The organism is Actinoplanes sp. NPDC023936 (assembly GCF_040639325.1).
Lineage (GTDB): Bacteria > Actinomycetota > Actinomycetes > Mycobacteriales > Micromonosporaceae > Actinoplanes.
In genome coordinates this window covers 24418-48792 of record NZ_JBEZZR010000025.1, presented here as the reverse complement: position 1 = coordinate 48792, position 24375 = coordinate 24418, and the positions used below count along the sequence as shown (strand labels likewise).

Here is a 24375-nt window from a genome sequence, read left to right as displayed (position 1 = left end):
AGTGATGCGGTCAGCGGCTCACAGTCCGCTGGTGACGGCGGCCTCTCGACGCCACAACTCTTCGATCAGCAGGTCGAGGCCTGCGGCGAGGCGGTGGCGGTAAGTGCCGAAGGGGATTCCGATGCGCGCGGCCGCGGCCTCCTGCGTCACGCTGCCGTGGAAGAACGTCACCGCCAGCACTCGGTGCAGCTTCTCCCGGTGCACCGTGCCCTGCAGGGTGTCCACGGCATCCTCGATCTCGGCGCGGAGCGCCTCCGTACGGGCCTCCAGGTCCCCTGCGCCGGCCAGCTTGGACTGCAGCAACGGGCTGGTCGCGAACGACGAGGGGTGCCGCCAGTTGCGTAGCGCCTCACGGACGGCCGCGCCGAACTCGTCGCGGGGCAGAGCGACGAATTCGTCCCGGGACGGCGGGATCTCGGGACCGTGGAACAGCCGGTTCAGCAGCAGTTCGAGCCAGGCCTCCATCGGGGTCGACCACCAGTCGTGGGCGAACACGGCGGACAGATCTCCGTCGAGCCGGCGATGGTCGACGTACTCCAGCAGCGGTGCCCAGAAATCGGGATCGGGCATGGTGACGAACGTCCAGGCCAGGTTGGTCTCGCGCATGCACACCGCCACGCAGCGCATCGCCACGAGGTCGAAGACCGGGCCCGGTTGCGCGGGGCCGTCCGCGAACACGATGAACCGCTGTACGGCCAGTTTGCGGTCCGGGCGGGGCGCGCCGTTGTGCTGAGCGTGTCGCCAGATCGCGGCGATCGTCGGGTCGGCCCGGTTCTCCACGTCGTCCGGTGCCCAGAGGTCGAGCCAGGCGACGAACGCGGCTGGTTCGCCCGTCGTCGGCCGGCAATAGACGTAGAGGGACTCGGGCTGCCGGTCCAGCCAGAATCGCAGAGCCGTCATCTCCGCACCCGACGCTGTTTTCGCAGCCATGGCGAGGACGGCGTCGCGGTGCTCGGGGCGGTACTGGGTCTCGTACACCTCGCCCTGCCCGCGCCAGGTGATGTATTTGCCCATGACCGCGCCGTTGCGGTGCAGATAGGACAGTGCCATCTGGCTGGGGAGCACTTCGGGCCCCCGAGCCCGGACGGCCTGCTGCAGGAAGTACGGCCGGATCTTGCTGTGCATGGACTGCCAGCCGGACGGGTCCCGCCAGCGCAGGTCGGCGATCAGCAGGTCACGTACCAGGTCGTGCGGATGCAGTCCGGCCGGCCCGGCTTCGATGTAGGGCTGGGCCCGGAGCCAGGAGAACAGCTCCGGAGCCTCGTCGCCGAAGACGAACCGCAGCAGATCCTCCCGCGTGGTGTACGCCTGCGCGCACACCTCCAGAGCGCGCCGGTGCAGAGGCGAAGGCAGATCACCGATGAGCCGGTCGAGCAGGGTCTTGATGGCCGGGTCCTGGGTCATCCAATGCCCGACACTGCTGCCGTCGCGCAAGGCGACCTCGGCGGCCAGCACCAGTGCCAGCGGGTGGCCGTCGGTGGCGTCGTACAGGCCGGTCCAGAACTCCCTCGGCACGTCACGCCGGCGCAGGACGTCGACCGCCGCTTCCTTGGACAGGTTCTTGAGGGCGATGACCTGAGTCACCGCGGACCAGGCCGGATCGGCGGACTGCAGCAGGTCCGGTGGCTGGCGGCTGGCCACGACGACCAGCGTCCCGGTGGGGAGACTCGGCAGGAAGACGTGCCAGAACCAGCCCTCCATGCCCTGGCAGGCCTCGAAGGTGTCGACGAGCAGAACCTGTCCCTCGCCGTCGAGTCCGGTGGCCGCAGCCTGGAAACCGCTGGGTGAGCGCTCGATCAGGCGGGCGTCCAGCCAGGTGACCTGCCGGTCGGCAGCCTGTGCCTCGTCGGCGAAGCGGTGGAGAAGCGCTGACTTGCCGGTACCGCCCGGCGCGTGGACGTACAACACGGAGTAACCGTCCTGGGGCTCTCCGTAGGCCGGTTGTCGCAATCCGGCACGGAAGAGCGCCAGTTCTTCGTCCCGGCCGACGAACGTAGCCCGACGAGCTTGCTGGAGGCGGTCGCCGAGGCGCGTCGACAGCCTGTTCCGGGTCCCGGATCGCATTGCAGTTCCTTACTTTTTGACGTCTCTTGTCGCAGCGATCGCGTGTCCGCATCAGAACCGAGCGTCAGCACAGGCGACAAGCTGAGATGGCGATGGCCGATGGCCCCTCATCGGGAGGTCGCTGAGAACATCCTCCGAGCGGCCGTATGTTGTCGTCAAAGATGGTTTTGAGCAAACCTATGCACTATCGGTATAGCTGCAGGTGAGACTGGGGGTGCTTGGGGACCCTAAGCGGGTGGAGGGGGTCGGGTCGCGTCCGGGATGTGGCGGAATGTGACGCCCGAGCATGTCTTTCACGATCTCTCTGACGGCGCTCGCCGCGAGCTGGTTCGGACACGGCCCCACCCTGCTCGCGGCGACCGGGGCCCGCCAGGTCACCGGCCGTCCATCGCTGTCCGGACTGCCGGGTTGAGTGCCGAGGGCGCAGAAGGCCGTCAGTCGGCTCCGAGCGCCTTGACAGCGAGGGTGGCGACGAAGCCGGCCGGGTACGCGATCGCGTAGTACCACAGGATCAACTGCCCGGGGCGCCGTAGGTGCAGCACCACGGCGGTGACGGCGACGGCGGCGACCACGTACAGGTCGAAGCCGATCGTCTCGAAAGCCAGGTTGGCCATGATGCCGGCGGCGACGACAAGCCCGTTGCCGGTGGACAGCACCCGGTCCGACCGGCTGAGCGGGGAACTCGTCGGATGGGCCCACTGGGCGGCCATCACGCTCAGATTGATGATGGTGAACCCGGCGAAGAACAGCAGATGCGACACCTCGTCGTCGTGGAAGCGGACGATGTCGCAGATCTCCCCGCCGGCCCGCGGCGGACAGAAGCGCGCGTTGAGATAGTTGGTGACCTCGTGGTTGCCGTAGCTCAGCGCGAACAGATATGCGCCGACCATGAAGACCACACCGCGGATCAGGCTCGCCGGCGAGGCGCCGTGCGGGACGGCTGCGCCCAGGCGGGCGATCAACGCGTAGGACACGATGAGGCTGAACAGGGCGAGAACCATGTTGTTGAGCTCGACAAGTCGCAGGAACTCGTACGGTGGCACCGGCGTCAAGGTGATCGGCGCCAATCGGTTGACCGACACCAGGATCACCACGACCGACTGGGCCGTCAGCGCCACGTGCAGTCCACGCCGGCTCATGGTGCGCTCGGTCGGCAACATCGATCCTCCGGGCCTCTCGGAACAGCCACCATCGCCCGGATCAGCCGCGCCCACCAGACCGGTCACTGTCCATCAGGAGTCCGCCGGACAGGACACCCTCGGCCCGTAGCGCCGCGATCAACGGCGGCAGGCTCACGGCCGCTGCCCGCGCGTACCCGTCGGGCGAGGGATGGAACCGGTCGGCGCCGAACATCCGTACCGAGTCGGCGGCGAAGTACGGGTTGAGCAGCTCGGCCAGGGAGATGGGATGACCTCCCGCGGCCACCACCGCGGCCGTCTGCGCGGTCGCCAGCCGGCGGCTGCGCACGCTGGCCAGCCAGCGCAGCGGTGGCCGTAGTGGCGGCAGCACCCCCAGGTCCGGCACGGTGCCGACGAAGACCTGACAACCGGAGTCCCGCAGGCGCCGGACCGCGTCACCGAGATGACGTGCCGCGGTCCGGTACGGGGTGAACCGGGTGACGTCGTTGCCACCGACATAGATCACCGCGATGTCGGGTGCCAGCCTGAGCGCGGCGTCCACCTGCGGCGGCAGATCCGCGGACATGGCACCGACGAACGCCGGCCGGTGCAACAGCACCTGCCGTCCGGCCCGGCGAGAGAGCGCGGTCGCGAGCAGCACACCCAGGGTCTCCCGGGGCCGGGTGGCCCCGAAGCTCGCGGCGAACGAGTCACCGAGAACTGCCATCGTGAGCGGCCGGCCGGTCGAGCGGGCGCCGATCAGCCCGTCGACGCGGGGTGGTGGGTCCGTCGCCAGCGGCACGGTGCGCTCCACGCTGCGAGCCTGACCGAAGATCACCGCGCTGAGGCCGATCGGCACGACGGCGAGTGCGCCGAGCAATGTGCTGCATACCCCTGTCACCGGGCCAGGCTAGGAATCGGGACGGCATCGGACGAGGTCAGTCGATACCCATTCGCTGCTCGGTCGCGCTCATCCGATGCCCGGTCCGACGTTGCGGTCAGGCGCGGATCTCCTGCTGCCAGAGAGCCTCGCTGAGGCGTTCGATTCCCTGCCGGAGGTGCCGGCGATAGGTGCTGAACGGCAGGCCGAGACGGGCAGCCGCGGCCTCCTGGGTCGATCCGCCCCGGAGGAACGCCTCGAAGACGGCGCGGTGGCGTTTGTCGCCGCCACGTCCCTCCCGCAGCCGGTCGACTTCCCGGCGCATCAGCGCGGCCAGGTTCCCACCGTGATCGAGGGTGAGTTTGCTGTGTGCCAGCGGGTTGCCGTCCAGGCGGGCGGGGTGGCGCAGATGGCGTAGCGCGTCGCGGACGGCCGCGTCGAACTCGGGTCGCGACAACACCGTGTGAGTGGTGGCCGGCTCCGGGGTCCGGGTCAGCACCGCGCGTTTGTGCCGGCCGAACCACGGTGCCACCGGCGCGGCCCGCCAGTCGTGTGCGAAGAGCGCATATCGTCGGGCGCCGACCGCCGGGGTGGCGTCGATACGCGGCATGTCGAAGTGCGAGAGCTGTTCGTCCCAGTACCCGTTGTCGCGCATCACCACATAGGACAACGCGAGTCCGGAGGACCGGGCGATCTCCGCGATCGCACGCCACTGCACGCGGTCCATGACCGGCGAGAAGCGCTGGTAGTTCTCCGGCTGCACGGAGAAACGGGCCAGGCCGATGTGCTCGCCGTCGCGGACCGGGCTGGTGGCCGTGGCGTGCTCCCACGCCGCTGCCACCACCGGGTCGGCGTCGGCGCCCTCGCCGTTGCGCAGTTTGAGCCATGCGGAGAACGCCACGGCGGACTCGCTGCGCGGTGATCGGTAGACCCGGAACGCCTGTGGTTGACGGCGCAGCCAGTAGGCGACGACGGCCGCCGAATCCGGGCCCTCCGCCTTGTCGGCGAGGTGGAGCACGCGTGCGGTGTCGGATCGTCGGAAAGCGGTTTCCTGCACCTCGTTGTCAAGGTGCCAGGTGTGGTACGACGACATCGGGCCGTTGTGCCGGATCAGGAAGAGCAGGGCGCCGACCGTGGCGGTGACCTGCGAATCCGGCCCGGTGTGCAGCTGCCGCAGGAAGTAGTCGTAGACGGCGCTGTGCAGTTGTTCGTAGGCGGGCGCGTCACGCCGGCGCAGATGCCGGTCCAGCGTCTCCCGGATCACGTCGTTCGGCTGGATGCCCTGGGCCGTGCCCCGCATGAACGGTAGCCGGCGCAGCCAGGCGAACAGACTCTCGGCGTCGTCGCCCAGGACGTCCCGGAGCAGGGCCTCATTGGTGACCTGGGCCATCGCTGACACATGGAGTGCTCTCTGGTACCGCGCGGAAGGCACCGTGCCGAGCAACTGGGGCAGCAGGCGCGAGGTGACCTCGGCGGGCGGTTGCCACGGCAGGTCGTCGTCGGCGGCGGATGCGGCGGCGGACGCGGTGAGGACCAGGGCCAGGGGGTGACCCCCGGCGAGCTCCAACACCGGGCGATACCGGGCGGCAGGTACGGCCAGGTGCTCCAGCAGCGCGGTGGAATCCGCCATCCGCAGTGGGCCGAGCCGCTCGACGCGCAGCAGGTTCCACCATCCGGGGTGAGCCGCCCATTCCGGGTCGGGTGCCTGCCGCCCGGCGATGACCACGAGCGAATCGGCGGGCAGCCGGGGCAGGAACACCTCGCGCAGCCAGACCTCGAGCACCTGGCACCGCTCGAACGAGTCCACCAGCAGAACACTGCGGCGTTCGTCGACGGCCCGGCGTGCCATCGCTTCGAACCCGGCCGGTGAGCCGTCCACGTCACCGCAGTCGATCGATACCGTGACGTATCCGGCGGCACGGGCCTCCTCGGCGAAGCGCCGCAGCAGGGAGGACTTGCCGATCCCGCCCGGTCCGTGCAGGAACAGGACGGCCGGCGCCGGCCCGCTGCGCGACAGCGCCCGCCGAAACAGAAGCAACTGTTCCTGTCGCCCCACGAAACCCGAATGGGGAGCACTCAGGTCGCTTACCTCTTGGTCCATGAGGTCATTGTCGGCGGCGAAAAGCCGGCCGGAAGCCTTGGAAAAGGCAGGCGAACTGTTCCCGGCTGTGAATGGACAGCCGGCGGGCAGCGGAGGCGACCGGCCGGGACGCTCACCCGGCCATCGCGTTGCGGCCGCCGTTGTCCAGAATGGTGCCCCACAGCTCCCGGCGCGAGCTGATGTCGAGTTTGCGATAGATGCTGCGCAGGTGAGCGTCCACCGTGCGAGGACTCAGGAACAGCTGAGCGGCGATCGCCTTGGACGTGGCTCCGGTGGCGGCCAGCCTGCCGACATGCGTTTCCTGCGGAGTCAGTTCCGCGACGGTGACCGAGGCCTTCCCGCGGCGAGTTCGCTGGCCGGTGGCCCGCAGTTCCCGTGCGGCGCGTTCGGCGAAGCTGTCGATGTTCAGCGCGGTGAAGGCGTCGTGCGCCGCGAGAAGATGTTCGCGGGCTTGGCCGCGGCGGCGCTGCCGCCGTAGCCATTCGCCGTAGAGCAGGCTGGTCCTGGCTCGCTCCAGTCCGGCTCCCGCCTGCTCCAGATGGTCGAGCGCCGTCCGGTAGTGGCGCTCGGCGATCTGCCCCTCGGCGAGCAGCGCCGCGCAAGTCGCCTCGGTGCCGAGGGCCCATGCCGTCCCGGCGGCTCGGGTGCGCTCGCGCAACGCTGCGAAGGCGATGCGGCCTCGCTGTGGCTGACCGTCGCGGGCCGCGGCTTCGACGAGTTCGCGCAGCGCCATGCCGGTGAAGCCGAACGGGATCACCTCCCACGCTGATCGGGCCGCGGTGATGGCGTCCGCGTAGTCGCCGGTGCCGTTGTTCATGACGGCGCCGGCGAGATAGGAGTAGCCGACCAGCAGCCCCTCGCCACGTGCGGCCGCGTCGCGGCGGGTCTCCTCGATCGCGGCGCGGGCGGTGTCCCGCGGACCGCGCAGAGCCTTGAGGTAGAGGCCGCAATAGTTCGCAGGTGAGTCGTGGACGGCGCTGCCGAGGTCGGCCGCCTCGTCACGGAGCTGCTCGGCCCGGCCGAGGTGACCGGTGGCGACCGCCGCTCCGGCCAGCGCCTCCAGCGTCTGCGGCAGCAGTGTCAAGGCGCCGGCGGTCCGTGCCCGCTCCGCGTTGAGGCCGAGGATCTGCTCGTAGGCGGACAGGTCCCACATCTCCAGGGCGACGAGTGCCGTCAGCAGTGGGCGGGGCGTCCACACCGGTGCCTTCGTGTCGGCCAGCGCCGCACGCAGCCGCGGCGTGGCCTGGACCCGGTGACCGTCCAGGATCCCGGTGATCCCGCTCAGCAGCAGGCCGGTGGTGGTGGAGGGGACGGTTGTCGCCGGTCTCGGCTGCTCCGTCCCGGTGCCGGCCATGACGGCGGCGAGCAGGGCATCGAGATGTGCCTCGGGAGCGTCGGGCGACGCCACCGACTCCAGGAGCGTCGCGGCCTGACGCAGTGCGGGTACGGCGTCGAGGAAGTGCCGCACCGACAACGCCAGCCGGCCCCGAACCGCCGCGTGGCGGGCTCGGCTCCGTGGATGGAGAGCCGGCTCGTCGAGGGCGCTGAGGAGCCGGTGCGCCTCGTCGGGGAGGTCCGCGTCGAGCCAGCACTGCGCGGCGTCGAGCAGCCGATCGGCGCGTCGGTCCGGGTCGGGGGAGAGGGCCGCGGCCCGTTCCAGGAAGGCCGCGGTGGCCGGGAGGCCGCCACGCAGACGGGCTCGCCCGGCGGATCGGATGAGCTCGGCGGCGAGTTCCTCATCGGGTCCGGCGGCGGCCTGCGCCCGGTGCCAGGCGCGCCGGTCCGGATCGCGTCGCCGGTCGGTCACCTCGGCGAGGGCGGCGTGCACGCGGCGACGTTCGGTCGGTGAGGCGGCGCGGTAGGCGGCCGATCGCACCAGCGGGTGCCGGAAGCGCACCCGGACGTCGACGTGCAACAGGCCGGTGTCCTCGGCGGGCACGGTAGCGGTCAGCGGGATCGCCAGCCGGTGCGCGGCGCGCCACAGCAGGACCGGGTCGCCGACCGGTTCGGCAGCGGCGAGCAGCAGCAGACGCCGGGTTTCGGCGGGAAGGCCGGCCAGCCGCCGTCGGAACAGGCTCTCGAGCCGGCCGGTGTCACCGGCCGGTACGCCGAAGCCGCCGGCCGTCTCGACCGGATCCGATGCCGCCGACAGTTCGAGCAGGGCGAGGGGGTTGCCACGGGCCTCGGCCAGGATGCGGTCCCGGACCTGCTCGTCAAGTGGAGTGGGCAGCGCCGACAGGAGCAGGGCGCGGGCGTCGTGGTCCGGCAGCGGCTCCACCGCTAAGGCGGGCAGCGCGTCGAAATCGCCGAGGCGGTCGGTGCCGCGCAGCTCCAGCAGGATCGCGACGCGGGTACCGGCGAGCCGGCGAGCGGCGAACGACAGCGCCCGCGCCGAGGACCGATCCAGCCATTGCGCGTCGCTGACCACGCAGACGACGGGCTCGTCGCGGGCCGCGGCGGACAGCAGCGACAGGACGGCGAGCCCCACCAGGTACGGGTCCGGTGCGGGCCCGGTCTCCAGTCCGAAGCTGACGGCAAGCGCTTGCCGCTGAGGCTCGGGCAGCGCGTCGAGCGTGTTCAGCAGGGGCGCGACGAGTTGGTGCAGCGCGGCGAACGCCAGTGCGGTCTCGAATTCCGTGCCGTCGGCCCGCAGCGTGCGAACCGGCGGCAGCTCAGCGAGCGTGGTCTCGATCAGCGCTGTCTTGCCGACGCCGGCCTCACCGTGGACGACGAGCGCGGTCCCGGCCTCCGCGTGAGCGGAGTCGAGGAGGTCGCGCAGCCGCTCGCGTTCCGGCCGGCGTCCCAGTAACGGCCGGGGCGCCCGGTGCCCGGCCGGCTCCCGCCGGCCGGACCGGGTGGTCACCAGCCTCATGCGAGTGACCGATCGCCGGTGGCGCCCGGCACGGTGCGCGGGACGGGAATGCCTGGCGCCGACGGGTCGGCGTGAACGCGGCCTGATCTGCTCATGGTCGTCCTCGAGGTTCGGTTGGGCCCACCGGCACCACCGTGTGTCGTCCGATGCGGGGGCGCCAGGTCATCGGGTGTGCAGCCGCTGTTCGCCGGTGATCGCGGCGGGACCCGGCGCCGGTCCCGCCGCGGACCGGCTCAGCGCAGCGCCGCCACGACGGCCTCGGTGGCCTCGGCGATGAGGGCGTCCTGAGACTCGGCGTCCTTGACGCCGCGGTCGGACTGGACGGCGATGATGATCGGTTCGCCGGTCTTCGGCCAGACGACGGCGATGTCGTTGCGGGTGCCGTACCCTCCGCTGCCGGTCTTGTCGCCGACCTTCCAGCCGTCGGGCACACCGGCGCGGATGTAGGTGTCGCCGGTGGTGTTGCCCACCAGCAGGTCGGTGAAGGTCTTACGCCGTTCGGCCGGCAGTGCGTCGCCCAGGACGAACTGCGCAAGGTCGGTGCCGAGCGCACGCGGCGTGCTGGTGTCCCGGGCGTCGCCGGGGGTCGCCTCGTTGAGGTGGGGCTCGATGCGGTCGACGTTCGTCGTCTCGTCGCCGAGCTCCCGTAGCTTCCGTTCGAGACCGTCCGGCCCGCCGACCTCCTTGAAGAGGAGGTTGGCGGCGGTGTTGTCGCTGTACTGCACGGAGGCGGCCAGCAGGTCGCTGACGGTCATGCCGGTCGTGACGTGCTTGGAGGTGATCGGCGCGTACTCCAGCAGGTCACTGGTCTTGTACTTCACCACGCGTCGGAGGTCCTGGTCCGAGGCGTCGCGCAGCACCACCGCGGCTTGCAGCGCCTTGAAGGTGGACGCGTGGGCGAATCTCTCGTCCTGCCGGTGGGCGACGGTGCGGCCGGAGCCGGTGTCGAGGGCGTAGACGCCGAGCCGTGCGCGGTACTCGCGTTCGAGATCGTCGAAGGCAGCGATGTCCGTGGTACTGGCGGCCGATGCGGAGGCCGCGGTAGCGGGCACGGCGGGCGCTGACGTGCTGTCGCTGTCGCTGTTGCCGCAGCCGGACAGGAGCGCCACGGCGAGGACGACGGGAAGTGCCAAGCCGGCGGGGCGTTGAGATGCGAAGAACATGGTCAAGAGCTTGCTGTGCCGCTGGTATGTCGTCAAAGACTGTGATGCGGAGTCTCATGCGTTAGTGGCATAACATGAGTTCATGGACTTGATCGAGGCGTGCCGGGTGTTCGTGCACGTGGGGGAGAAGGGCAGCTTCACGCTGGGCGCCGCCGCGGCGGGGGTGCCCCAGCCGGTCGCCAGCCGGCGCGTTGCGGCCCTGGAGAGACGCTTCGGCGAGCAGCTGTTCGACCGCGCCGCCCGGCGCGCCGTCCTCACGGCCTTCGGCCGCGACATGCTGCCGCCGGCCAAGCGGCTGGTGCAGTTGGCGGACACGCTCGACCACGACGTCGAACAGGCGAAGCTGCGTCCTCTGCCGCTGAGCGTTCCGGACGTCTGCCCGATCCGTCAGCTGGCGCTGCTGGACGCCGCCGCGCGAGGGGAGGGCGCCATCCTCGACTTCCGGCCGGCCGGCCCATCGGCCCGGTTCGCCTCGTTCTCCGCCGGCGAGGTGCGAGCAGCCCTGGTAGCGGTCCCGCCGGGCGAGGCCACCTGGGTGGTTCCGCTGGGGCTGGGATCGGCCCGCAACGAGGGCACGGAGCCGACGCGTATCGAGACGCTACGGCCGGGCCGGGCCCGATCGGCCTGGCGGCGGATCTGGATTCAGCCGGAGGACGACGTGGCCCATGTCCGGGACCGGCTGACACAGCTCGGCAATCGCGCCGCGCTGATGCCCGCGCAGATAGCGGTGGCACCGACGCTGACCGCCGCCGTCTCCGACGTGGTGCGCACCGACAACCTGTTGCTGTGCTCCGCGGCGCAGGCCGAAGAGCTGGAGTTGTACTGGCGGCCGCTCACCGGGGACCCGGTGGGCCGGGGCTACGAGGTGTCCGCCGCCATCATCGGCGACGCCGACCGCTTCCGCGGGCCGCTGCGTCACCATGTCGGGCTCTGCCTCGGCGCGCAGCCGGAGGGGTCAGGGCCGCGATGACGACCGACCGATTGCTGCGCGACCTGCGTCAGCGTCTGGCCGACGCGGGCCTGTCCGGCTCCTTCCTGGTGCGCGACCTCACGAGCGGCGCAGAGATCGGCATCGAGCCCGATCTCGAGTACCCCATCGCCTCGGTGGTGAAGATCCCGCTCGCTGTCGCCGTCCTGAAACAGATCGAGGAGGGCCGGCTTGACGGCGGCACGATGCTGGACGTCGAGCCGGGGCGGATCAGTTCGCGGGGACCCACCGGCTTGACCAGGTTCCGTCACCCGGCCCGCATCGCGGTCGAGGACCTGCTCTACCTGAGCACGGCGATCAGTGACAACACCGCCGCTGACGCGCTGTTCGGGCTGGTTGAGCCGGCCGAGGTGGACCGGTGCCTGCGCGAGGCCGGGATCTCCGGCATCGCCGTGCGTCACCTGATGCGGGATCTCGTCGAGACGCCGGTGGAGCGCTTCGAGCCCAGCGACGCTCATCTCGCGCACTCCCTGGCGATCGGCTCCCGTACCGCGGCGCGGGGGCACGCCGTCGCGCAACTGGACGTCGCGCGGGCCAACACCGGAACGGCGCGCGCTCTGGTCGACCTGTTGCAGGCGCTGTGGACACCGTCGCGGATCGCGCCCGGTGTGGCCGCCCGGACCCGGGAGCTGATGGCGAACAACCTGATCCGGCATCGGCTGGCGCCGGACTTCAGCTCGGACGCGTCGCGGTGGTCGTCCAAGACCGGCACGTTGCTCAACCTGCGGCACGAGGTGGGAGTGGTCGAGCACGACGACGGCGGGGTGCTCGCCGTGGCGGCGCTGACCGAGTCCAGCGTGCCGGCCGCCGTCCAGCCGGCCGCCGAGGCAGCGATGGCGCAGGCCGCACGGGAGCTGCACGACCATCTGCGTTCGCAATGAGCCGCCGTCGCGGTTAGGTGATGTCGCCGATGTGACGGACCCGCGCGACGCGGCATCGTCGACCGTGCCGATGAGGGGGCAAGGGCCGACCGGGCAGTGAGAGGGAGTGAGAGGCACCCAGCGTGCCGATCATCCGCCCGGTCGGCCACCCGGCATCGGGATCCGACACAGAGGAGAACGCCATGGGCAGGTTCGACGGCAAGACGGTCATCATCACGGGAGCGGCACGCGGGCTCGGCGCCAGCCACGCCCGTGGATTCGCGGCGGAGGGCGCCAACGTCGTCCTGACCGACGTGCTCGAGGACGAGGGCTACACCGTGGCCAAGGAGATCGGCGACCAGGCGGTCTTCATGCCGCTGGACGTGACCGACGCGGCGGCCTGGGAGACGGTGGTCCGCGACACGGAGACGAAGTTCGGGCCGGTGTCGGTGCTGGTGAACAACGCCGGCGTGGCCAGCCTCGGTGGCCTGGAGCAGACCGATCCGGCGACCTGGCGCTGGGTGCTCGATGTCAACGTGACAGGCGCCTTCCTCGGCATCCGTGCCGTCGCGCCGTCGCTGCGTAAAGCGGGTGGCGGCTCGATCGTCAACGTGTCCTCGGTGGCCGGGATGATGGGCGTTCCCGGTCTCGGTGGTTACACGACCACGAAGTGGGCGCTGCGCGGTCTCACCAAGGTCGCCGCGCTGGAGCTCGCTCGCGACGGAGTCCGCGTCAACTCGGTGCACCCGGGCGCCGTGCACACCTCGATGACGGTCTCGCCGGAGACCGGCGAGGTGCTCTTCACCGACCTGGAGGCACTGGCCGTCGACCGGCTGGCCCAGCCGTCCGAGATCACCTCGCTCGTGCTGTTCATCGCCTCCGAGGAGGCCGCGTTCTCCACCGGGTCGGAGTTCATCGCCGACGGTGGCCGGCTGCTCGGCTACGTGCCGCAGGCCGCCACCGCTGACTGAGCCGCCCGGCTGGTCCTTGCCGGTAGGCGGGGCGGTCATCGGCAAGGCCGGCCAGGCCCGGTCACCTTTCTGGGCTGTCCTGGACAGCGCGCGGACTGTCGGGTGATCGGGAATACCGACCAGAGTGGACGATCGCGACCAGCGGCCGGGCTCGCGCCCGTGTCGCCGGCCGAGGCACCGCGAGTCGGCGTACTTCCAGGAGGCCATGATGACCAGCGACAACGGCACCGAAGCGGACCAGGCCGGGGTCGGTTCCCCGGACCAGCGCCGCAGTGTCCTGCTGGACCGGATCGAGAAACGCCGGTCGGCCATCGATCGGTACCTGCGAAAAGTGCGCCCACGCAGCGCCCGCCTCGGACTGGTCGGGGTCGTCGCCAGCACCGTCTCCGCCGGTTTGGTCGCCGGCCCCGCGGTCGGCGGCGAATCGTTCTCGAACCTGGTCCAGGAGGTCTTCCACCTCCCGAAGGAATCAGTGGTGTGGCAGGCGCTCTGCCTCACCGCGCTGATCGTGTCCATCGTCGCGGCCGTCGCGAGCAACCTGCTGCGCTCGGAGGACCTGGTGGCCCGGGTGAGTGCCGCCGAGGCGGCCGCGGCCGAGCTGGAAGGCCTCGCCACGATGCTCGAGTTCGAGACCGTCGATGTGCCCACCGGCGTAAAGCTCTACCAGCAGTACACATCCACTGTCGCCTTCGTCGACGAGCCGGCCGGCGTGCCGGGCTGAGCGCCACCGACGTCCACTCGTTGCGAAAACGGCAAAGAATTTTGCCGTAATGACAATCATCTCGCAAAGGTGGACGCATGCCACTCAGTTCAGCCGACACGGTCGGCACCGCCCCGCAATCGTCACCGCACCCGGCACCACGAGCTCGGCGACCGGCCCTGGCCCTCGCCACGGTGCTGCTGGCGGCCTTCGTCGTACCGACGGCCGTGGCCGGCACCGCGCTCGCCGTGCCGGCCATCGGCGCCGACCTCGACGCCGCTGTCGCACCGCTGCAATGGGTGCTCAACGGGTTCAACGTCACTTTCGCGTGTTTCACGCTGGTGTGGGGATCCGCGGCCGACCGCATCGGGCGAACCCGGGCGTTCGTCCTGGGCGCGGCCCTCTACGCGGGGGCGTCGGTGCTGAGCGCGGTGGCGCCCACCATCGTCGTCCTCGACGTGGCTCGCGCCCTGGCCGGCATCGGCGGCGCGGCGGTGTTCACCTGCGGCAGCGCCATCCTCGCCGCGCTCTACTCCGGCCCGGCCAGGATGCGGGCGTTCGCCCTGTTCGGCACCGTCTCCGGCGTCGGTATCGCCTTCGGTCCCCTGCTGTCGGGCGCTCTGCTGGCCACGCTCGGCTGGCGCTGGATCTTCGCCGTCCACGCGGGGGCGCTGCTGGTGGTCCTGGCCGCCGTGCCGCTGGTCATGCCGGTCGAGCCGGCGGCGCAGCGGCGACGCGCACCCGGTGACCCGGTGGGCAGCATCCTGTTCATCGTCGCGATGCTGCTGCTCACCTGTGGCATCGTCCAGGCCTCGGTATGGGGATGGACCGGCGCCGGCACCGTGGCGCTGCTCGGCGCCTCGGCCCTGGCCTTCGTGACGTTCGCGGTGCTCGAAGCGCGCCACCCCAGTCCCGTGCTCGACGTGCGGATGCTGCGCAACCCGCGCTACCTGGCCTTCTGCCTGGTCCCGGTGGTCGCCTCGTTCGGCTTCATCACCCTGCTCACGTTCCTGCCCACCCATCTGGCGGCGGTGGGCGGGTACAGCAGCGGGCAGACCGGCCTGATCCTGCTCCTGCTCACCGCTCCCATGCTGGTCCTGCCGCTGGCCGCCGCCGCGCTGATGAGCCGGGGGGTGCGCGCCTCGACCATCGTGATCATCAGTCTGCTGCTGATCGTCGCCGGCGACGCGGGACTCGCGTTGCTGGAACCGGGGGCGTCGCTGACCGTACTGGCGCTCCCCCTGATCGCCGTCGGCACCGGGATGGCCTTCTGCGCCGGCGTGGTGGACGGGCAGGCGCTGGCCATGGTTCCCGCCGACCAGGCCGGGATGGCCGCCGGGTTCCTGAACACCCTTCGGCTGGGCAGTGAAGCGGTCGCGGTCGCGGTCTTCGGATCGGTGGTCGCCACGGTCCTGGCCGATTCGGTCGCGTCCCGTCTCGGCTCGGTGGTCGACGTCGACGCCGCCGTGGCCGGAAATCTCGACGAGGCCGGCGCATCCGCCCCGGCCTCCGGGCAGCCGGGTGTCCTGGCGGAGCTGAGGCTGCTCTACGACTCCGCCTTCGACCAGGCACTGTGGCTCAGTGCGGGCGCCGGCCTGCTGATGGCCGTCGTGATCGTGACGCTGTTCCGGTCCCGGCGCCCGGCGCGGTGAGGGAAGCCGGCAGAACCGGCGTGGCCACCGCTCTCGTCCAGGCGCCGTGCACCTGAACGGGCGGTGGCCACGTCGTCCCGGTCACCGGCCGGTCATCATTCCGGGACCAGGTAGGTCCAGTTCTCCACGGTGCGGAACCCGAGTTCCTCGTACAGCGGCCGTCCGGACTTGCTGGCCTGCAGGTACGCGTAGTCGGCACCGGCCAGGAAGCCGTCGAGCAGCATCCGTTGGGTGACGGCGTACGCGAATCCGCGCCGGCGATGCTCGGGCGGCGTGGCGATGTTGAACAGGCCGAACCGCTTGCCCTGGCGCAGACTCAGACCGGTCGAGGCCGGCATGCCGTCCTTGGTCAGCAGGTAGGTCTGCGCGCCGGCGCCGGTGAGGACCGGTGCCGTCAGCATCGCCCCGAACACCTCCGGGGGCGCCTCGAAGCCGGCCGCGATCACTCCGGCCGCCACCGGCACCTCGTCGGCGCCGACGAGCCGGATCCGTCCACCCACCGGCATCAAACCGGGAAGCGGGTCTCGTCCCCGGACCATCAGCGGAACCGAGATCTGCCGGGTCAGACCGTGCTGCCGGGCCACCTCGCGGACGGCCCCCGAGGGCTCGCGACGGGTCGCGATGCTCCACGGGATCCCATCGGGCACGAGAGTGGCCAGCTCGGCGATCGCGTCGGCATCCGGCGTCTCCGCGGTCGTGGTGATGCCGTTCAGCATGGGCACCCGGGCGCCGGTGACCGCCAGCACAGCGCCGTCGCGGCCTCGCATGGCTAGGCCGCCAGGGGTCGCCTGAGCCAGCCATTCCATTGCGGCAGCCATCGCGTCGACCGCGCCGACTGCCATCGCACTTTTCACACTCATACCCCGACGGTGGCCTTGTTCACCGCCGCTCACCAGGCCGTGAGCCGCCCAGCGTTGTCCACTTCCGGAACCGATGCCGGCGCGCTGCGGACGGCGGAGGACTGCCGCACGGCAAGAGATGAGCAACGACCTGATGCAGGATCGGCGCGGGTCCGGGCCGGCGGTGCGGTCCGGCCCGCGAAGGCTTGGACCACCGCTCGCGGCAAGCAGCGTCACCTATGAACAAAGCAGCGTCACCTATGAAAGAGAGAACAGTGAACCTCAATCCGAACGCCGGGCCCACAGTTCATCGGCGTGCCGTGCTCGGCATGGGTGTGGCCGCCGGTACGGCCTCGTTCCTCGCCGCCTGCGGCGACGAGAGCGGCACTCCGCAGGGCGGCGCCGGCTCGTCGCCCGCCACCTTCTCCCGCGCGGACCTGCCGTCCGGGCTGCGGGGCAAGGCGCTGCTGCCGGGCGACGCGGGTTACGCCGACGAGGTGAAGACCTACAACCTGACCGTCCAGCACCGGCCCGGGGTGATCATCGCAGCCGCGGCGGCGAGTGATGTGCAGGCGGCGGTGCGCCTGGCCGCGGAGAAGGGCGCCGCGGTGGCCGTCCTGGCGACCGGGCACCAGGCGATCCGGTCCGTGGAGCCCGGCGCTGTCCTGGTCACCACCCGTGCCATGCGCAACGTCGAGGTGGACCCGGCCAAGCGCACCGCACGCGTCCAGGCCGGCGCCCTGTGGCAGAACGTCATCGACGAGTCGGTGAAGTCGGGCCTGGCGCCGTTGGCCGGCTCCACCCCGATCGTCGGCGTGGTCGGCTACACGGTCGGTGGAGGCCTGAGTCCGATGATGGGCCGCGCCCATGGGTACGCCGCCGACCACGTGCGCAACTTCGAGATCGTCACGGCCGACGGCGCCCTCCGTACCGTTGATGCCAAGACCGACCCGGACCTGTTCTTCGCCGTCCTCGGTGGCAAGAGCAACTTCGGCGTCGTCACCGCGATGGAGTTCGGTCTGTTCCCGGTCACGAAACTGTTCGCCGGGGCCATGTTCTTCTCCGGTCAGGACGCCAAGAAGGTCCTCGAGGCGTACCGGAAATGGGTTTCCACCGTGCCGGACGCGATGTCGTCCTCGGCGGCCCTGCTGCGGATGCCCGATGTCGAAGCGGTTCCGGCTCCGCTGCGGGGGCAACTGGTGACCACCGTGCGTGTCTCGTACCTCGGCTCGCCCGCCACCGGCGCACGGCTGATCGCGCCGTTGCGGGCCGCGGCCAAGCCGCTCATCGACGGCGTCCGGGAGATCCCCTTCGCCGCGTTCCCGAGCGTCCATGCCGATCCGGTCGACCCCGTCCCCGCCATCGAGCGCACCGCCCTGCTGCGCGAGCTGACACCGGAGGCGATCGACGTGCTCATCGCCGCCGCCGGGCCGAAGGCTGCCTTCCCCCTGTCGATGATCGAGATGAGGCAGCTGGGCGGGGCACTGGGCCGGCAGCCGGCCACGCCGAACGCGGTGTCGAACCGGGACGCGGCCTTCACCCTGTTCGTCGCCGGCGTGGGGCGGCCCACCGACGCGGCGGCGATCGCCGCCGCCCAGGAGGCGGTGATCAAAGCCGTTCAGCCGTGGGCCACCGGCCAGATGTTCGTCAACTTCATGGCCGCCGCCGACGTCGCTCCGGAGGCGGTGCGCCGGGCCTACCAGCCACAGGCCTACCAGCGGCTCGCCGCGATCAAACGCAAGGTCGACCCGAACAACATGTTCCGGCTCAACCACAACATCGCGCCGGCCTGATCGGACAGCGACTCAAAGAGGAGGACCACAACGTCATGGCGCCTGATTCGACCAGGGTCGGCATGCGCTCGGTCCGGCTGGGCCGCAGCGACCTCCGGACGCCCTCACTGATCTTCGGATGTGGCAACTTCGGCGGAATCGGCTCGGCGGCCGAGGCGGTGGGGCTGGGCGACGACGAGTCGACCGCGTACTCGCTGCTCGACCGGGCACTGGATGCCGGGATCACCATGTTCGACACCGCTGACTCGTACGGTGGCGGCCGTTCCGAGGAATGGCTGGGCCGATGGATGGCCTGCCGTGGGGTGCGCGCCCAGGTCATGGTGACCACGAAGGTGGGCAACCGGGTCGGGCCGGGTGAGCACGACGCCGGCCTTTCCCGGCGTCACATCCGAGCGCAGATCGAGGCGAGTCTGCGGCGGTTGCAAACCGACTATGTCGACCTGTACCTGACCCACGTCGCGGACCCGCATACTCCGATCGAGGAGACCGTGACGGCCTTCGACGAGCTCGTCCACGAGGGCAAGATCCGGTACTACGGTCTGAGCAACGTCAGCGGGCAGCTGCTGGCCGACACTGTTGCCACCGCGACGCTGGCGGGCGTGGGCGGACCGGTCAACATGCAGGGCGGCTACCACCTGCTCGACCGCGGTCACGAGGCCGGCGCCATCCCGGCCAGCGAGCACTACGGTGTCGGGTTCACCGCGTTCAGCCCGCTCGCGGGGGGTCTGCTGACCGGCAGGTACCAGCCGGGTGCGGAGCCACCCGCCGGCTCACGAGGGGCGTTGCTGCCGGACTGGCACTCCACTGTCGACCCGGTGCACTTCACGCGGGTGCTGTACCGCCTGCGGCAGGCCGCGGCCCGGCGGGATCTGGCGCCGGCCACGCTCGCGCTGGCCTGGGTGCTGACGGCGCCGAAGGTCCGCGGCGCTGTCATCGCACCGCGTACTCCTCACCAGCTGGAACTCGTGCGAGCCGCTGTCGAGGTGTCACTGACCGATCCGGAGCGGGAGTGGCTCGCGTCCGGCGAAGGAGAGGAAATTCGATGACTGTCCCGAGTCACGGCCGGATGACGCCGGTCCGGGTGCACTTCGACGAACTGGACGCGATGGGGCTGCTGCACCATTCCCGGTACGCGCTGCTCTTCGAGAGGGCGGCCGCCGATTACTGGGCGGAGCACGGCTGGAGCCCGGACCCGCGGCAGTCCGCGTTCACCGAGGCCGTCCTGGCGGTACGGGAGCTGAGCATCTCCTACCACGTGCCGATCATCGGGGTGTGTGAGCCGGTGGTGCACTTCTGGTTGGAGAGCGTCGGCCGCAGCAGCCTGGTGTACGGCTTCCGGATCCTCTCGGCGGACCGCAGCGTGGTGCATGCCGAGGGGCGGCGGGTGAATGTGAACGTCGATCCGGTGGCCATGGGACCGGCGCCGTTGAGCGACAAGGCGCGGCAAGCGGCCGAGCTTCTGCTGACCGAGACAGCGACCTACTGACGGTTCTCACTGATCGTTGAAGGTGTCCAAGGACGCGGTGAGTCTGCTCAGCGCCTGCTGTAACGCCCGTACCTCGGACTGTTCCAAGCCGGCGGCCGCGGCGATCCGCCCCGGCACCAGCCGCGCCTGCCGGCGTATGGCGGCACTGCCCTCGGTCAGGTGGACCACCACGGAGCGCTCGTCATCGGCGCTGCGCACCCGGCGCACGAGCCCGGCCGTCTCCAGACGGCGCAGCAGTGGCGAGAGGGTTCCCGAGTCCAGTCGCAGGGCGCGGCCCAGTTCGCGGACCGTCACAGGTCCCCGCCGGCTGAGGGTCGCCAGCACGAGGTATTGCGGATAGGTCAACGGCAGGTCGAGTTCCCGGAACACTCGGCGGTGCGCCGCGTCGAGCGCGTGGACGGCGAAACGCAGCTGCCGGTCGAACTCCTGTTCAAGCATTTCCCCCACCCATCTCACCCGCTGCCCCGGTGCGGCAAGGCATCACGAGCCGACCTCAAGGCTGGGCACCCGGCGCGGTGGCGTCAACGGCCCGGATGCGGATCCGAGCGCCGGTGAGCTGCGGGTGGGCGTGCGGTGGACAGACGCCGAACCGCTCCCGGCCGGCAGATCCATTCCTCGAAGGAGAAACAGCTTCATGAAACACCACCCGCGGGTTCTCGTGGTGGGCGCGGGGACGGCCGGGCTCGCCACGGCACGCGCCCTCCTGCTCCACGGCATCACCGCTGAGGTCGTCGATCGCTCGGCCCGGGCCGAGCCCGCGGGCTACGGGATGTTCCTCCCCGCGAATGCCGGTCGTTGTCTGCGTGACCTGGATCTGGGAGCGGCGGTGGACAAGGTCGCGCACCCGATCGCCCGGCAGCGTCTGCTGGATCACCGAGGCCGCCTGCTCGCCGACATCGACCAGCAGGGGCTGTGGGGGGACACCGGCCCCAGCGTGGCGGTGCGACGGGCCGATCTGCAAACCGTGCTGTCGGACGCGCTGCCCGACGAAACCGTGCGCTACGAGACCGAGGTGACCGGCATCAGCGGCACCACGGTGCGGTTCGCCGACGGGTCGCGCGGTACCTACGACGTGGTGGTCGGGGCCGACGGCATCAACTCGACGGTTCGCCGGCTGGCGTTTCCGGCCGCGCGTACCGTCTACCTCGGCCAGATGAGCTGGCGATTCCTGGTGACCGGGCGCCCGGAGCTGCAGGACTGGACCGTTCGGATGGCCAACGGCCGCAGTTTCCTCACTGTCGCGCTGGGCAACGGGGACGCCTACTGCTACGCCGACGTGAACCGTACGGACGCCTCGGCCGGACCCGGCGACTGGCGTGACCTGTTCGCCGACTTCGGCGGGCCGGTGCCGGATCTTCTGCGGACGGCCGGGGACGCCTACCGTTCCCCGATCCGCCGGGTCGAGATGGACTCGCCGGTCCTGCCCGGGCTCGTGCTGGTCGGCGACGCCGCGCACGCCGCGTCACCCAACATGGCCCAGGGCGCCGCCCTCGCCATGGAGGACGCGCTCGTCCTCGGCGAGCTGTTGTCCACGGCGACCGCCGGGGACGCGCTGCGGGCTTTCGAGCTGCGCCGCCGCGAGCGGGTGCGCTGGGTCCACGAGCGGGCCGCCCGTCGCGACCGCACCCGTAAACTGCCTGGCCTGGTACGTCGGCCGGTGTTGCGCGCGGCCGGGGAACGGATCTTCCAGGCCGATTACGGGCCGCTGCGAACCCGGCCGTGACCGGGACCAGCACGGATGTCGTCGTCTTCCGGACCGCTGCGGGGGTGCGTGAGATACCAGCTGCCCACCGCGATGAGGGCGGCCAGCAGGGACGCGGCCTCGCGCAGCAATCGTCGCCCGGCGTGCCACCGGCTGCTCAGCATGTTCACGTTTCGCCTCCTCAGCGTGCCTGAGCGAGGCTAGGCGGACCGGACCGGTCGTAACCAGATCACACGCTGCCGGGAACCGTCCGCCGCCGGAGCCGTCGAGCGGCCGGCCTCATCCGGTGGGCCAGCAGCGTGCCGGTGACCGTGGCCGCAGCGACGAGGTAGCCGATGATCAGATCGGCCGCTGCGGTGGGAGTGATCGCCGGCAGCGCGAAAGCGAACACGGCGCTCACCGCGACGATCAGTGTTCGCCGGCGCTCGTCGTGCACGGTCGCGGCGAGCGCCGTGATCGCCCACGGGAGATACCAGGGCTGCACGACGGAACCGAGCAACAGGGCGGCCGTGAAGATCAGGCCGAGGGCGTGCACCGGATGGCGCTGTCCGCGGAACACCGCGGCAACGAGCCGCACCACGATCGGGATGGCCGCCAGCGCGCCGGCCAGATTGGTGGCGGTGACGGTAGCGGCCGTGAATGACGGCACTTCCGGCTCGATGAAGCCGCCCACCAGCAATCCGATGGCGGTGCTGGGGGACATCCAGCTGTAGACCGCGGTGCCGCCGCGGAGGGCGGTGATCCACCCGAAGCCGCCGATCGCGGAGAGCGCCAGAGTGCCCAGGCCGGCCACCGCTGTCACCGCCAGCACGGGTACGAGGGGCCGCGGGTGCCGGCGTGCTGCTTCGGCGGCCAGGACGACCACGGCCGCGGCAGCGACGATCTTGACGTTGGCGGCGGCCGTCAGGACAGCCGTTGCGGCGAGCAACCGAGCCGTGCCGGTGGCGCCGGAGTGTTGCAGGCCGGCCAGGCCGAGCTCGAGCCCGGCGAGCATCAAGCCGATCATGATGGCGTCGTTGTGCGCCCCGGCCACCAGGTGCCAGAGCGTCAGCGGGTTCAGGAGGCCGAGCCACACGGCGGTGGCGGGGGCCACGCCGGCTCGCTGCGCGAGTCGCGGCAGCGCCCAGGCGATCAGCACGAGGCCCGCGACCGCGAGCAGGCGATACAGCAGGATTCCGGCGGTGAGGTGTTCGCCGGTGAGGGCTGCCACGGTGCGCGACAGGACCAGCCAGGCCGGGCCGTAGGGCGCTGGGGTGTCGAGCCAGTAGTGACTGACGTGCTGGGTGTGCGAAGAGTCCATGCCGAGCGCCTGCGCCGGGCCGCTGTGGTACGGGTCCGACCCGGTCGCGGCGATCTCGCCCTGCGCGAGATAGCTCCAGACGTCGCCGCTGAACAGGGGACGTGCCGCCATCAGGGGCAGGCCCCAGCACAGGATGATCCGGTACAGCTGGGTGACGGTGATGGCGCCCAGCCGGCGGCGCACGGCCAGCCAGGCGGACACCACGACCGCCATCGCGATCAGGCTCGTGGCGACGACAGCTGCCGGTGGGATCGGCAGTCCGATGGTCACCAGGGCGAGCAGTGTCGTGGCCGCGGCGCCGAGCACCAGCGGACGGCGGATGCCGGCCCCGGGGTCGTGGGCGTCGAGGCGGCGTATCGGAGTGCGTTCAATTACGGACATACTGCACTGCACCTAACGTGTATACATGGTGTGTATAGCGATCGGAGTGCCACTATACACACCGTGTATAAACCCGGTTTATATGCTGGCCGAGCAGGCGTGCCGGACGAAGGCCGCCAGAGCCGGCGCGGTGGCGTCCTCAGCCCAGGCGATGGTGACCAGGCTCGGCGACAGCCCGTCCACGGTCAGCGACCGAAGGCCGTCAAGCGCTACACCGGTCAGCATCGACGCCGGTACGAAAGAGATCGCCAGACCGTGCCGGACCACCGCGAGAATGTCCAGGGAGTCGCGCGCGTCGGGGCCGGGGCGCCACCTGCGTGGCCGCAGGTCGGCGGCGGCCCAGTACGCCCGCTCCGCCTCGGTGCTCACCGGCGGGACGGTGACCGGGTCGTCGGCCAGGTCCGCCAGGTCCACCCGGCCCCGCGCCGCGAGCGGATGGCTCTGTGCCACCAGGGCCACCCGGGGATCCGTGAACAGCACCTCCGCGTCCAGTCCGGCCTGGTCGTACGGGAAGCGCAGGAACGCGGCCTCGGCCGCGCCGGCGCGCAGCGCGTCGGGATGGGTGAGCGGGTCGGAGAAGCTCAGTTGTGCCGGGACGGCCGGTGCGGTGGCGTGGTAGCCGTCCACGATCCGTCCGGCGAGCGCCGAGTCGCAGCCGCGGGCGAGCACCCGCAGCCGGGCCGGTCGGCCGGCGTCCCGTGCCCGGGCCACTGCCGCGCTGGCCCGGATGTCGAGATCGGCGGTCTCCCTCAGCAGAATCTGGCCCGTCTCGGTCAGCGTCACCTCACGCGGCCGACGCTCGAACAGCGCCGCGCCGATGGACTGCTCCAGGCCACGAATGCTGCGCGACAGTGCTGACTGGGTTATGCCAAGACCGGTTGCCGCGCGGGTGAAATTCCGGTCCCGGGCCACTGCCAGGAAATGCCGGATCTGTCGTAGGTCAATCTCTGTCGCAGAAGACAAGTCAGCTATTCCTTCGAATCATCCCCACCATGATCGTCGCGAACTTCCGTGGCGGCCCGCGACGGTGATGGAATTGTTCCGTCCACACGTCACCGATAAATCGGGAGCAATTCGTAATGAGTTCAGTAATCGTGGTCGGGGTCCTTCGTCTGCGGGAGGACCGCGTCGAGCAGGCGCACCGGGTGATCGCCGAGGTGGTGCGCCGAACCCACGAGGAGGAGGGCTGTCTGACCTACGCGGCGCACACCGACGCCGCCGACCCGCTGACCGTTGTGGTGGTCGAGCGCTGGGAATCCGCCGAGGCGCTGGCCGAACACAACAGCCGTCCGTACCTGACCGAAGCCCTTGCCGGCGCCGCGGAAGTTCTCGGTGCCGCGCCCGACATCAAGGTTCTGAAGCCGCTTCGGTGGGGCGATCCGGCCAAGGCCGAAATGCGCTGACTCCGGGATAGCGGAAAGGCTGCGCAACCGCTCTGAATCGGTGAGTCCGGCCACGACGAGTAGGGGGTGAAGTGGCCGGACCCATGTCGGCCATTGTTCGCG

General features: G+C 70.8%; 22 protein-coding genes. 11 read left to right on the top strand and 11 right to left on the bottom strand.

Going from position 1 to position 24375, the window contains the following annotated elements; translation table 11 throughout:
* Positions 1-18: 18 nt before the first annotated feature.
* On the bottom strand, positions 19-1908 hold the full coding sequence (locus AB0F72_RS27650) for a hypothetical protein (RefSeq protein ID WP_360436629.1): 1890 nt from the start codon (positions 1906-1908) through the stop codon (positions 19-21).
* 442 nt (positions 1909-2350) lie between these two features.
* Here AB0F72_RS27650 and AB0F72_RS27645 point away from each other — a divergent pair, with 442 nt between their 5' ends.
* Positions 2351-2476: a hypothetical protein gene (locus AB0F72_RS27645; RefSeq protein WP_360436627.1), complete on the top strand. Its 126-nt coding sequence runs from the start codon at positions 2351-2353 to the stop codon at positions 2474-2476.
* A 22-nt stretch (positions 2477-2498) separates the two neighbouring features.
* Here the strand turns inward: AB0F72_RS27645 and AB0F72_RS27640 are convergent, their stop codons facing one another.
* The 5 genes from AB0F72_RS27640 to bla form a co-directional block, all read right to left on the bottom strand.
* The gene (locus AB0F72_RS27640) at positions 2499-3224 is read right to left on the bottom strand and encodes a hypothetical protein (protein ID WP_360436625.1); all 726 of its coding nucleotides are present in this window, start codon (positions 3222-3224) and stop codon (positions 2499-2501) included.
* A 40-nt stretch (positions 3225-3264) separates the two neighbouring features.
* On the bottom strand, positions 3265-4083 hold the full coding sequence (locus AB0F72_RS27635; protein ID WP_360436623.1) for an SGNH/GDSL hydrolase family protein: 819 nt from the start codon (positions 4081-4083) through the stop codon (positions 3265-3267).
* A 97-nt stretch (positions 4084-4180) separates the two neighbouring features.
* Entirely contained in the window at positions 4181-6163 is a 1983-nt protein-coding gene (locus AB0F72_RS27630) for an ATP-binding protein (RefSeq protein WP_360436621.1), read from the bottom strand.
* Between the two features lie 112 nt (positions 6164-6275).
* Entirely contained in the window at positions 6276-9035 is a 2760-nt protein-coding gene (locus tag AB0F72_RS27625) for an AAA family ATPase (protein WP_360436619.1), read from the bottom strand.
* Between the two features lie 233 nt (positions 9036-9268).
* Positions 9269-10198 (bottom strand): class A beta-lactamase, encoded by a 930-nt coding sequence (bla, locus tag AB0F72_RS27620; RefSeq protein WP_360436617.1) that lies wholly within the window; start codon positions 10196-10198, stop codon positions 9269-9271.
* A gap of 82 nt (positions 10199-10280) precedes the next feature.
* Between bla and AB0F72_RS27615 the strand changes: the two genes are divergently transcribed.
* The 5 genes from AB0F72_RS27615 (at position 10281) to AB0F72_RS27595 (ending at position 15369) form a co-directional block, all read left to right on the top strand.
* Positions 10281-11168: a LysR family transcriptional regulator gene (locus AB0F72_RS27615; RefSeq protein ID WP_360436615.1), complete on the top strand. Its 888-nt coding sequence runs from the start codon at positions 10281-10283 to the stop codon at positions 11166-11168.
* Positions 11165-12067, top strand: a complete 903-nt coding sequence (locus AB0F72_RS27610) for a serine hydrolase (RefSeq protein ID WP_360436613.1) — start codon at positions 11165-11167, stop codon at positions 12065-12067. Before AB0F72_RS27615 ends, AB0F72_RS27610 begins: the two co-directional genes overlap by 4 nt.
* Before the next feature lie 182 nt (positions 12068-12249).
* Positions 12250-13017, top strand: coding sequence for a glucose 1-dehydrogenase (locus tag AB0F72_RS27605; RefSeq protein ID WP_360436611.1), 768 nt, complete (start codon positions 12250-12252; stop codon positions 13015-13017).
* 205 nt (positions 13018-13222) lie between these two features.
* Positions 13223-13738, top strand: coding sequence for a hypothetical protein (locus AB0F72_RS27600; protein ID WP_360436609.1), 516 nt, complete (start codon positions 13223-13225; stop codon positions 13736-13738).
* A gap of 77 nt (positions 13739-13815) precedes the next feature.
* Positions 13816-15369: an MFS transporter gene (locus AB0F72_RS27595; RefSeq protein WP_360436607.1), complete on the top strand. Its 1554-nt coding sequence runs from the start codon at positions 13816-13818 to the stop codon at positions 15367-15369.
* A gap of 95 nt (positions 15370-15464) precedes the next feature.
* Here AB0F72_RS27595 and AB0F72_RS27590 read toward each other — a convergent pair whose 3' ends face one another.
* On the bottom strand, positions 15465-16229 hold the full coding sequence (locus AB0F72_RS27590) for a hypothetical protein (protein WP_360436605.1): 765 nt from the start codon (positions 16227-16229) through the stop codon (positions 15465-15467).
* A 239-nt stretch (positions 16230-16468) separates the two neighbouring features.
* On the opposite strand from AB0F72_RS27590, the gene AB0F72_RS27585 reads away from it, so the two are divergent.
* Genes AB0F72_RS27585 through AB0F72_RS27575 form a run of 3 tightly spaced genes read left to right on the top strand, consistent with a single transcriptional unit; the run spans position 16469 to position 19487 of the window.
* Positions 16469-18001 carry an FAD-binding protein gene (locus tag AB0F72_RS27585; protein WP_360436603.1) on the top strand — a complete coding sequence of 511 codons (1533 nt, stop codon included), beginning with the start codon at positions 16469-16471 and terminating at the stop codon, positions 17999-18001.
* A 35-nt stretch (positions 18002-18036) separates the two neighbouring features.
* Positions 18037-19047 (top strand): aldo/keto reductase, encoded by a 1011-nt coding sequence (locus tag AB0F72_RS27580; protein ID WP_360436602.1) that lies wholly within the window; start codon positions 18037-18039, stop codon positions 19045-19047.
* Complete coding sequence (locus AB0F72_RS27575; RefSeq protein ID WP_360436600.1) at positions 19044-19487, top strand: hotdog domain-containing protein; 444 nt, start codon at positions 19044-19046, stop codon at positions 19485-19487. Before AB0F72_RS27580 ends, AB0F72_RS27575 begins: the two co-directional genes overlap by 4 nt.
* Positions 19488-19493: 6 nt before the next feature.
* Here AB0F72_RS27575 and AB0F72_RS27570 read toward each other — a convergent pair whose 3' ends face one another.
* Complete coding sequence (locus tag AB0F72_RS27570) at positions 19494-19925, bottom strand: MarR family transcriptional regulator (protein ID WP_360436598.1); 432 nt, start codon at positions 19923-19925, stop codon at positions 19494-19496.
* 196 nt (positions 19926-20121) lie between these two features.
* Here AB0F72_RS27570 and AB0F72_RS27565 point away from each other — a divergent pair, with 196 nt between their 5' ends.
* Positions 20122-21210: an FAD-dependent monooxygenase gene (locus tag AB0F72_RS27565; RefSeq protein WP_360436596.1), complete on the top strand. Its 1089-nt coding sequence runs from the start codon at positions 20122-20124 to the stop codon at positions 21208-21210.
* On the opposite strand, the gene AB0F72_RS27560 is transcribed toward AB0F72_RS27565, so the two are convergent.
* The 3 genes from AB0F72_RS27560 to AB0F72_RS27550 all read right to left on the bottom strand — a co-directional run bounded on the left by AB0F72_RS27560 (position 21183) and on the right by AB0F72_RS27550 (position 23833).
* Positions 21183-21359, bottom strand: a complete 177-nt coding sequence (locus AB0F72_RS27560) for a hypothetical protein (RefSeq protein ID WP_360436594.1) — start codon at positions 21357-21359, stop codon at positions 21183-21185. The genes AB0F72_RS27565 and AB0F72_RS27560 overlap by 28 nt on opposite strands.
* Before the next feature lie 59 nt (positions 21360-21418).
* Positions 21419-22870: a polyprenol phosphomannose-dependent alpha 1,6 mannosyltransferase MptB gene (gene mptB, locus AB0F72_RS27555; protein WP_360436592.1), complete on the bottom strand. Its 1452-nt coding sequence runs from the start codon at positions 22868-22870 to the stop codon at positions 21419-21421.
* A 78-nt stretch (positions 22871-22948) separates the two neighbouring features.
* Positions 22949-23833: a LysR family transcriptional regulator gene (locus AB0F72_RS27550; protein ID WP_360436590.1), complete on the bottom strand. Its 885-nt coding sequence runs from the start codon at positions 23831-23833 to the stop codon at positions 22949-22951.
* Between the two features lie 116 nt (positions 23834-23949).
* Here AB0F72_RS27550 and AB0F72_RS27545 point away from each other — a divergent pair, with 116 nt between their 5' ends.
* Positions 23950-24273, top strand: a complete 324-nt coding sequence (locus AB0F72_RS27545; protein WP_360436588.1) for a putative quinol monooxygenase — start codon at positions 23950-23952, stop codon at positions 24271-24273.
* Positions 24274-24375 lie beyond the last annotated feature (102 nt).

Excerpts from the sequence above, each read along its gene's own strand:
- AB0F72_RS27575 (WP_360436600.1), top strand. The coding sequence starts at position 19,044 with ATGACTGTCCCGAGTCACGGCCGGATGACGCCGGTCCGGGTGCACTTC.
- AB0F72_RS27640 (WP_360436625.1), bottom strand. The coding sequence starts at position 3,224 with ATGTTGCCGACCGAGCGCACCATGAGCCGGCGTGGACTGCACGTGGCG.
- AB0F72_RS27605 (WP_360436611.1), top strand. The coding sequence starts at position 12,250 with ATGGGCAGGTTCGACGGCAAGACGGTCATCATCACGGGAGCGGCACGC.
- AB0F72_RS27630 (WP_360436621.1), bottom strand. The coding sequence starts at position 6,163 with ATGGACCAAGAGGTAAGCGACCTGAGTGCTCCCCATTCGGGTTTCGTG.
- bla (WP_360436617.1), bottom strand. The coding sequence starts at position 10,198 with ATGTTCTTCGCATCTCAACGCCCCGCCGGCTTGGCACTTCCCGTCGTC.
- AB0F72_RS27610 (WP_360436613.1), top strand. The coding sequence starts at position 11,165 with ATGACGACCGACCGATTGCTGCGCGACCTGCGTCAGCGTCTGGCCGAC.
- AB0F72_RS27585 (WP_360436603.1), top strand. The coding sequence starts at position 16,469 with ATGAAAGAGAGAACAGTGAACCTCAATCCGAACGCCGGGCCCACAGTT.
- AB0F72_RS27600 (WP_360436609.1), top strand. The coding sequence starts at position 13,223 with ATGATGACCAGCGACAACGGCACCGAAGCGGACCAGGCCGGGGTCGGT.
- AB0F72_RS27645 (WP_360436627.1), top strand. The coding sequence starts at position 2,351 with ATGTCTTTCACGATCTCTCTGACGGCGCTCGCCGCGAGCTGGTTCGGA.
- AB0F72_RS27590 (WP_360436605.1), bottom strand. The coding sequence starts at position 16,229 with ATGAGTGTGAAAAGTGCGATGGCAGTCGGCGCGGTCGACGCGATGGCT.
- mptB (WP_360436592.1), bottom strand. The coding sequence starts at position 22,870 with ATGTCCGTAATTGAACGCACTCCGATACGCCGCCTCGACGCCCACGAC.
- AB0F72_RS27545 (WP_360436588.1), top strand. The coding sequence starts at position 23,950 with ATGAGTTCAGTAATCGTGGTCGGGGTCCTTCGTCTGCGGGAGGACCGC.
- AB0F72_RS27595 (WP_360436607.1), top strand. The coding sequence starts at position 13,816 with ATGCCACTCAGTTCAGCCGACACGGTCGGCACCGCCCCGCAATCGTCA.
- AB0F72_RS27580 (WP_360436602.1), top strand. The coding sequence starts at position 18,037 with ATGGCGCCTGATTCGACCAGGGTCGGCATGCGCTCGGTCCGGCTGGGC.
- AB0F72_RS27565 (WP_360436596.1), top strand. The coding sequence starts at position 20,122 with ATGAAACACCACCCGCGGGTTCTCGTGGTGGGCGCGGGGACGGCCGGG.
- AB0F72_RS27615 (WP_360436615.1), top strand. The coding sequence starts at position 10,281 with ATGGACTTGATCGAGGCGTGCCGGGTGTTCGTGCACGTGGGGGAGAAG.
- AB0F72_RS27570 (WP_360436598.1), bottom strand. The coding sequence starts at position 19,925 with ATGCTTGAACAGGAGTTCGACCGGCAGCTGCGTTTCGCCGTCCACGCG.
- AB0F72_RS27625 (WP_360436619.1), bottom strand. The coding sequence starts at position 9,035 with ATGAGGCTGGTGACCACCCGGTCCGGCCGGCGGGAGCCGGCCGGGCAC.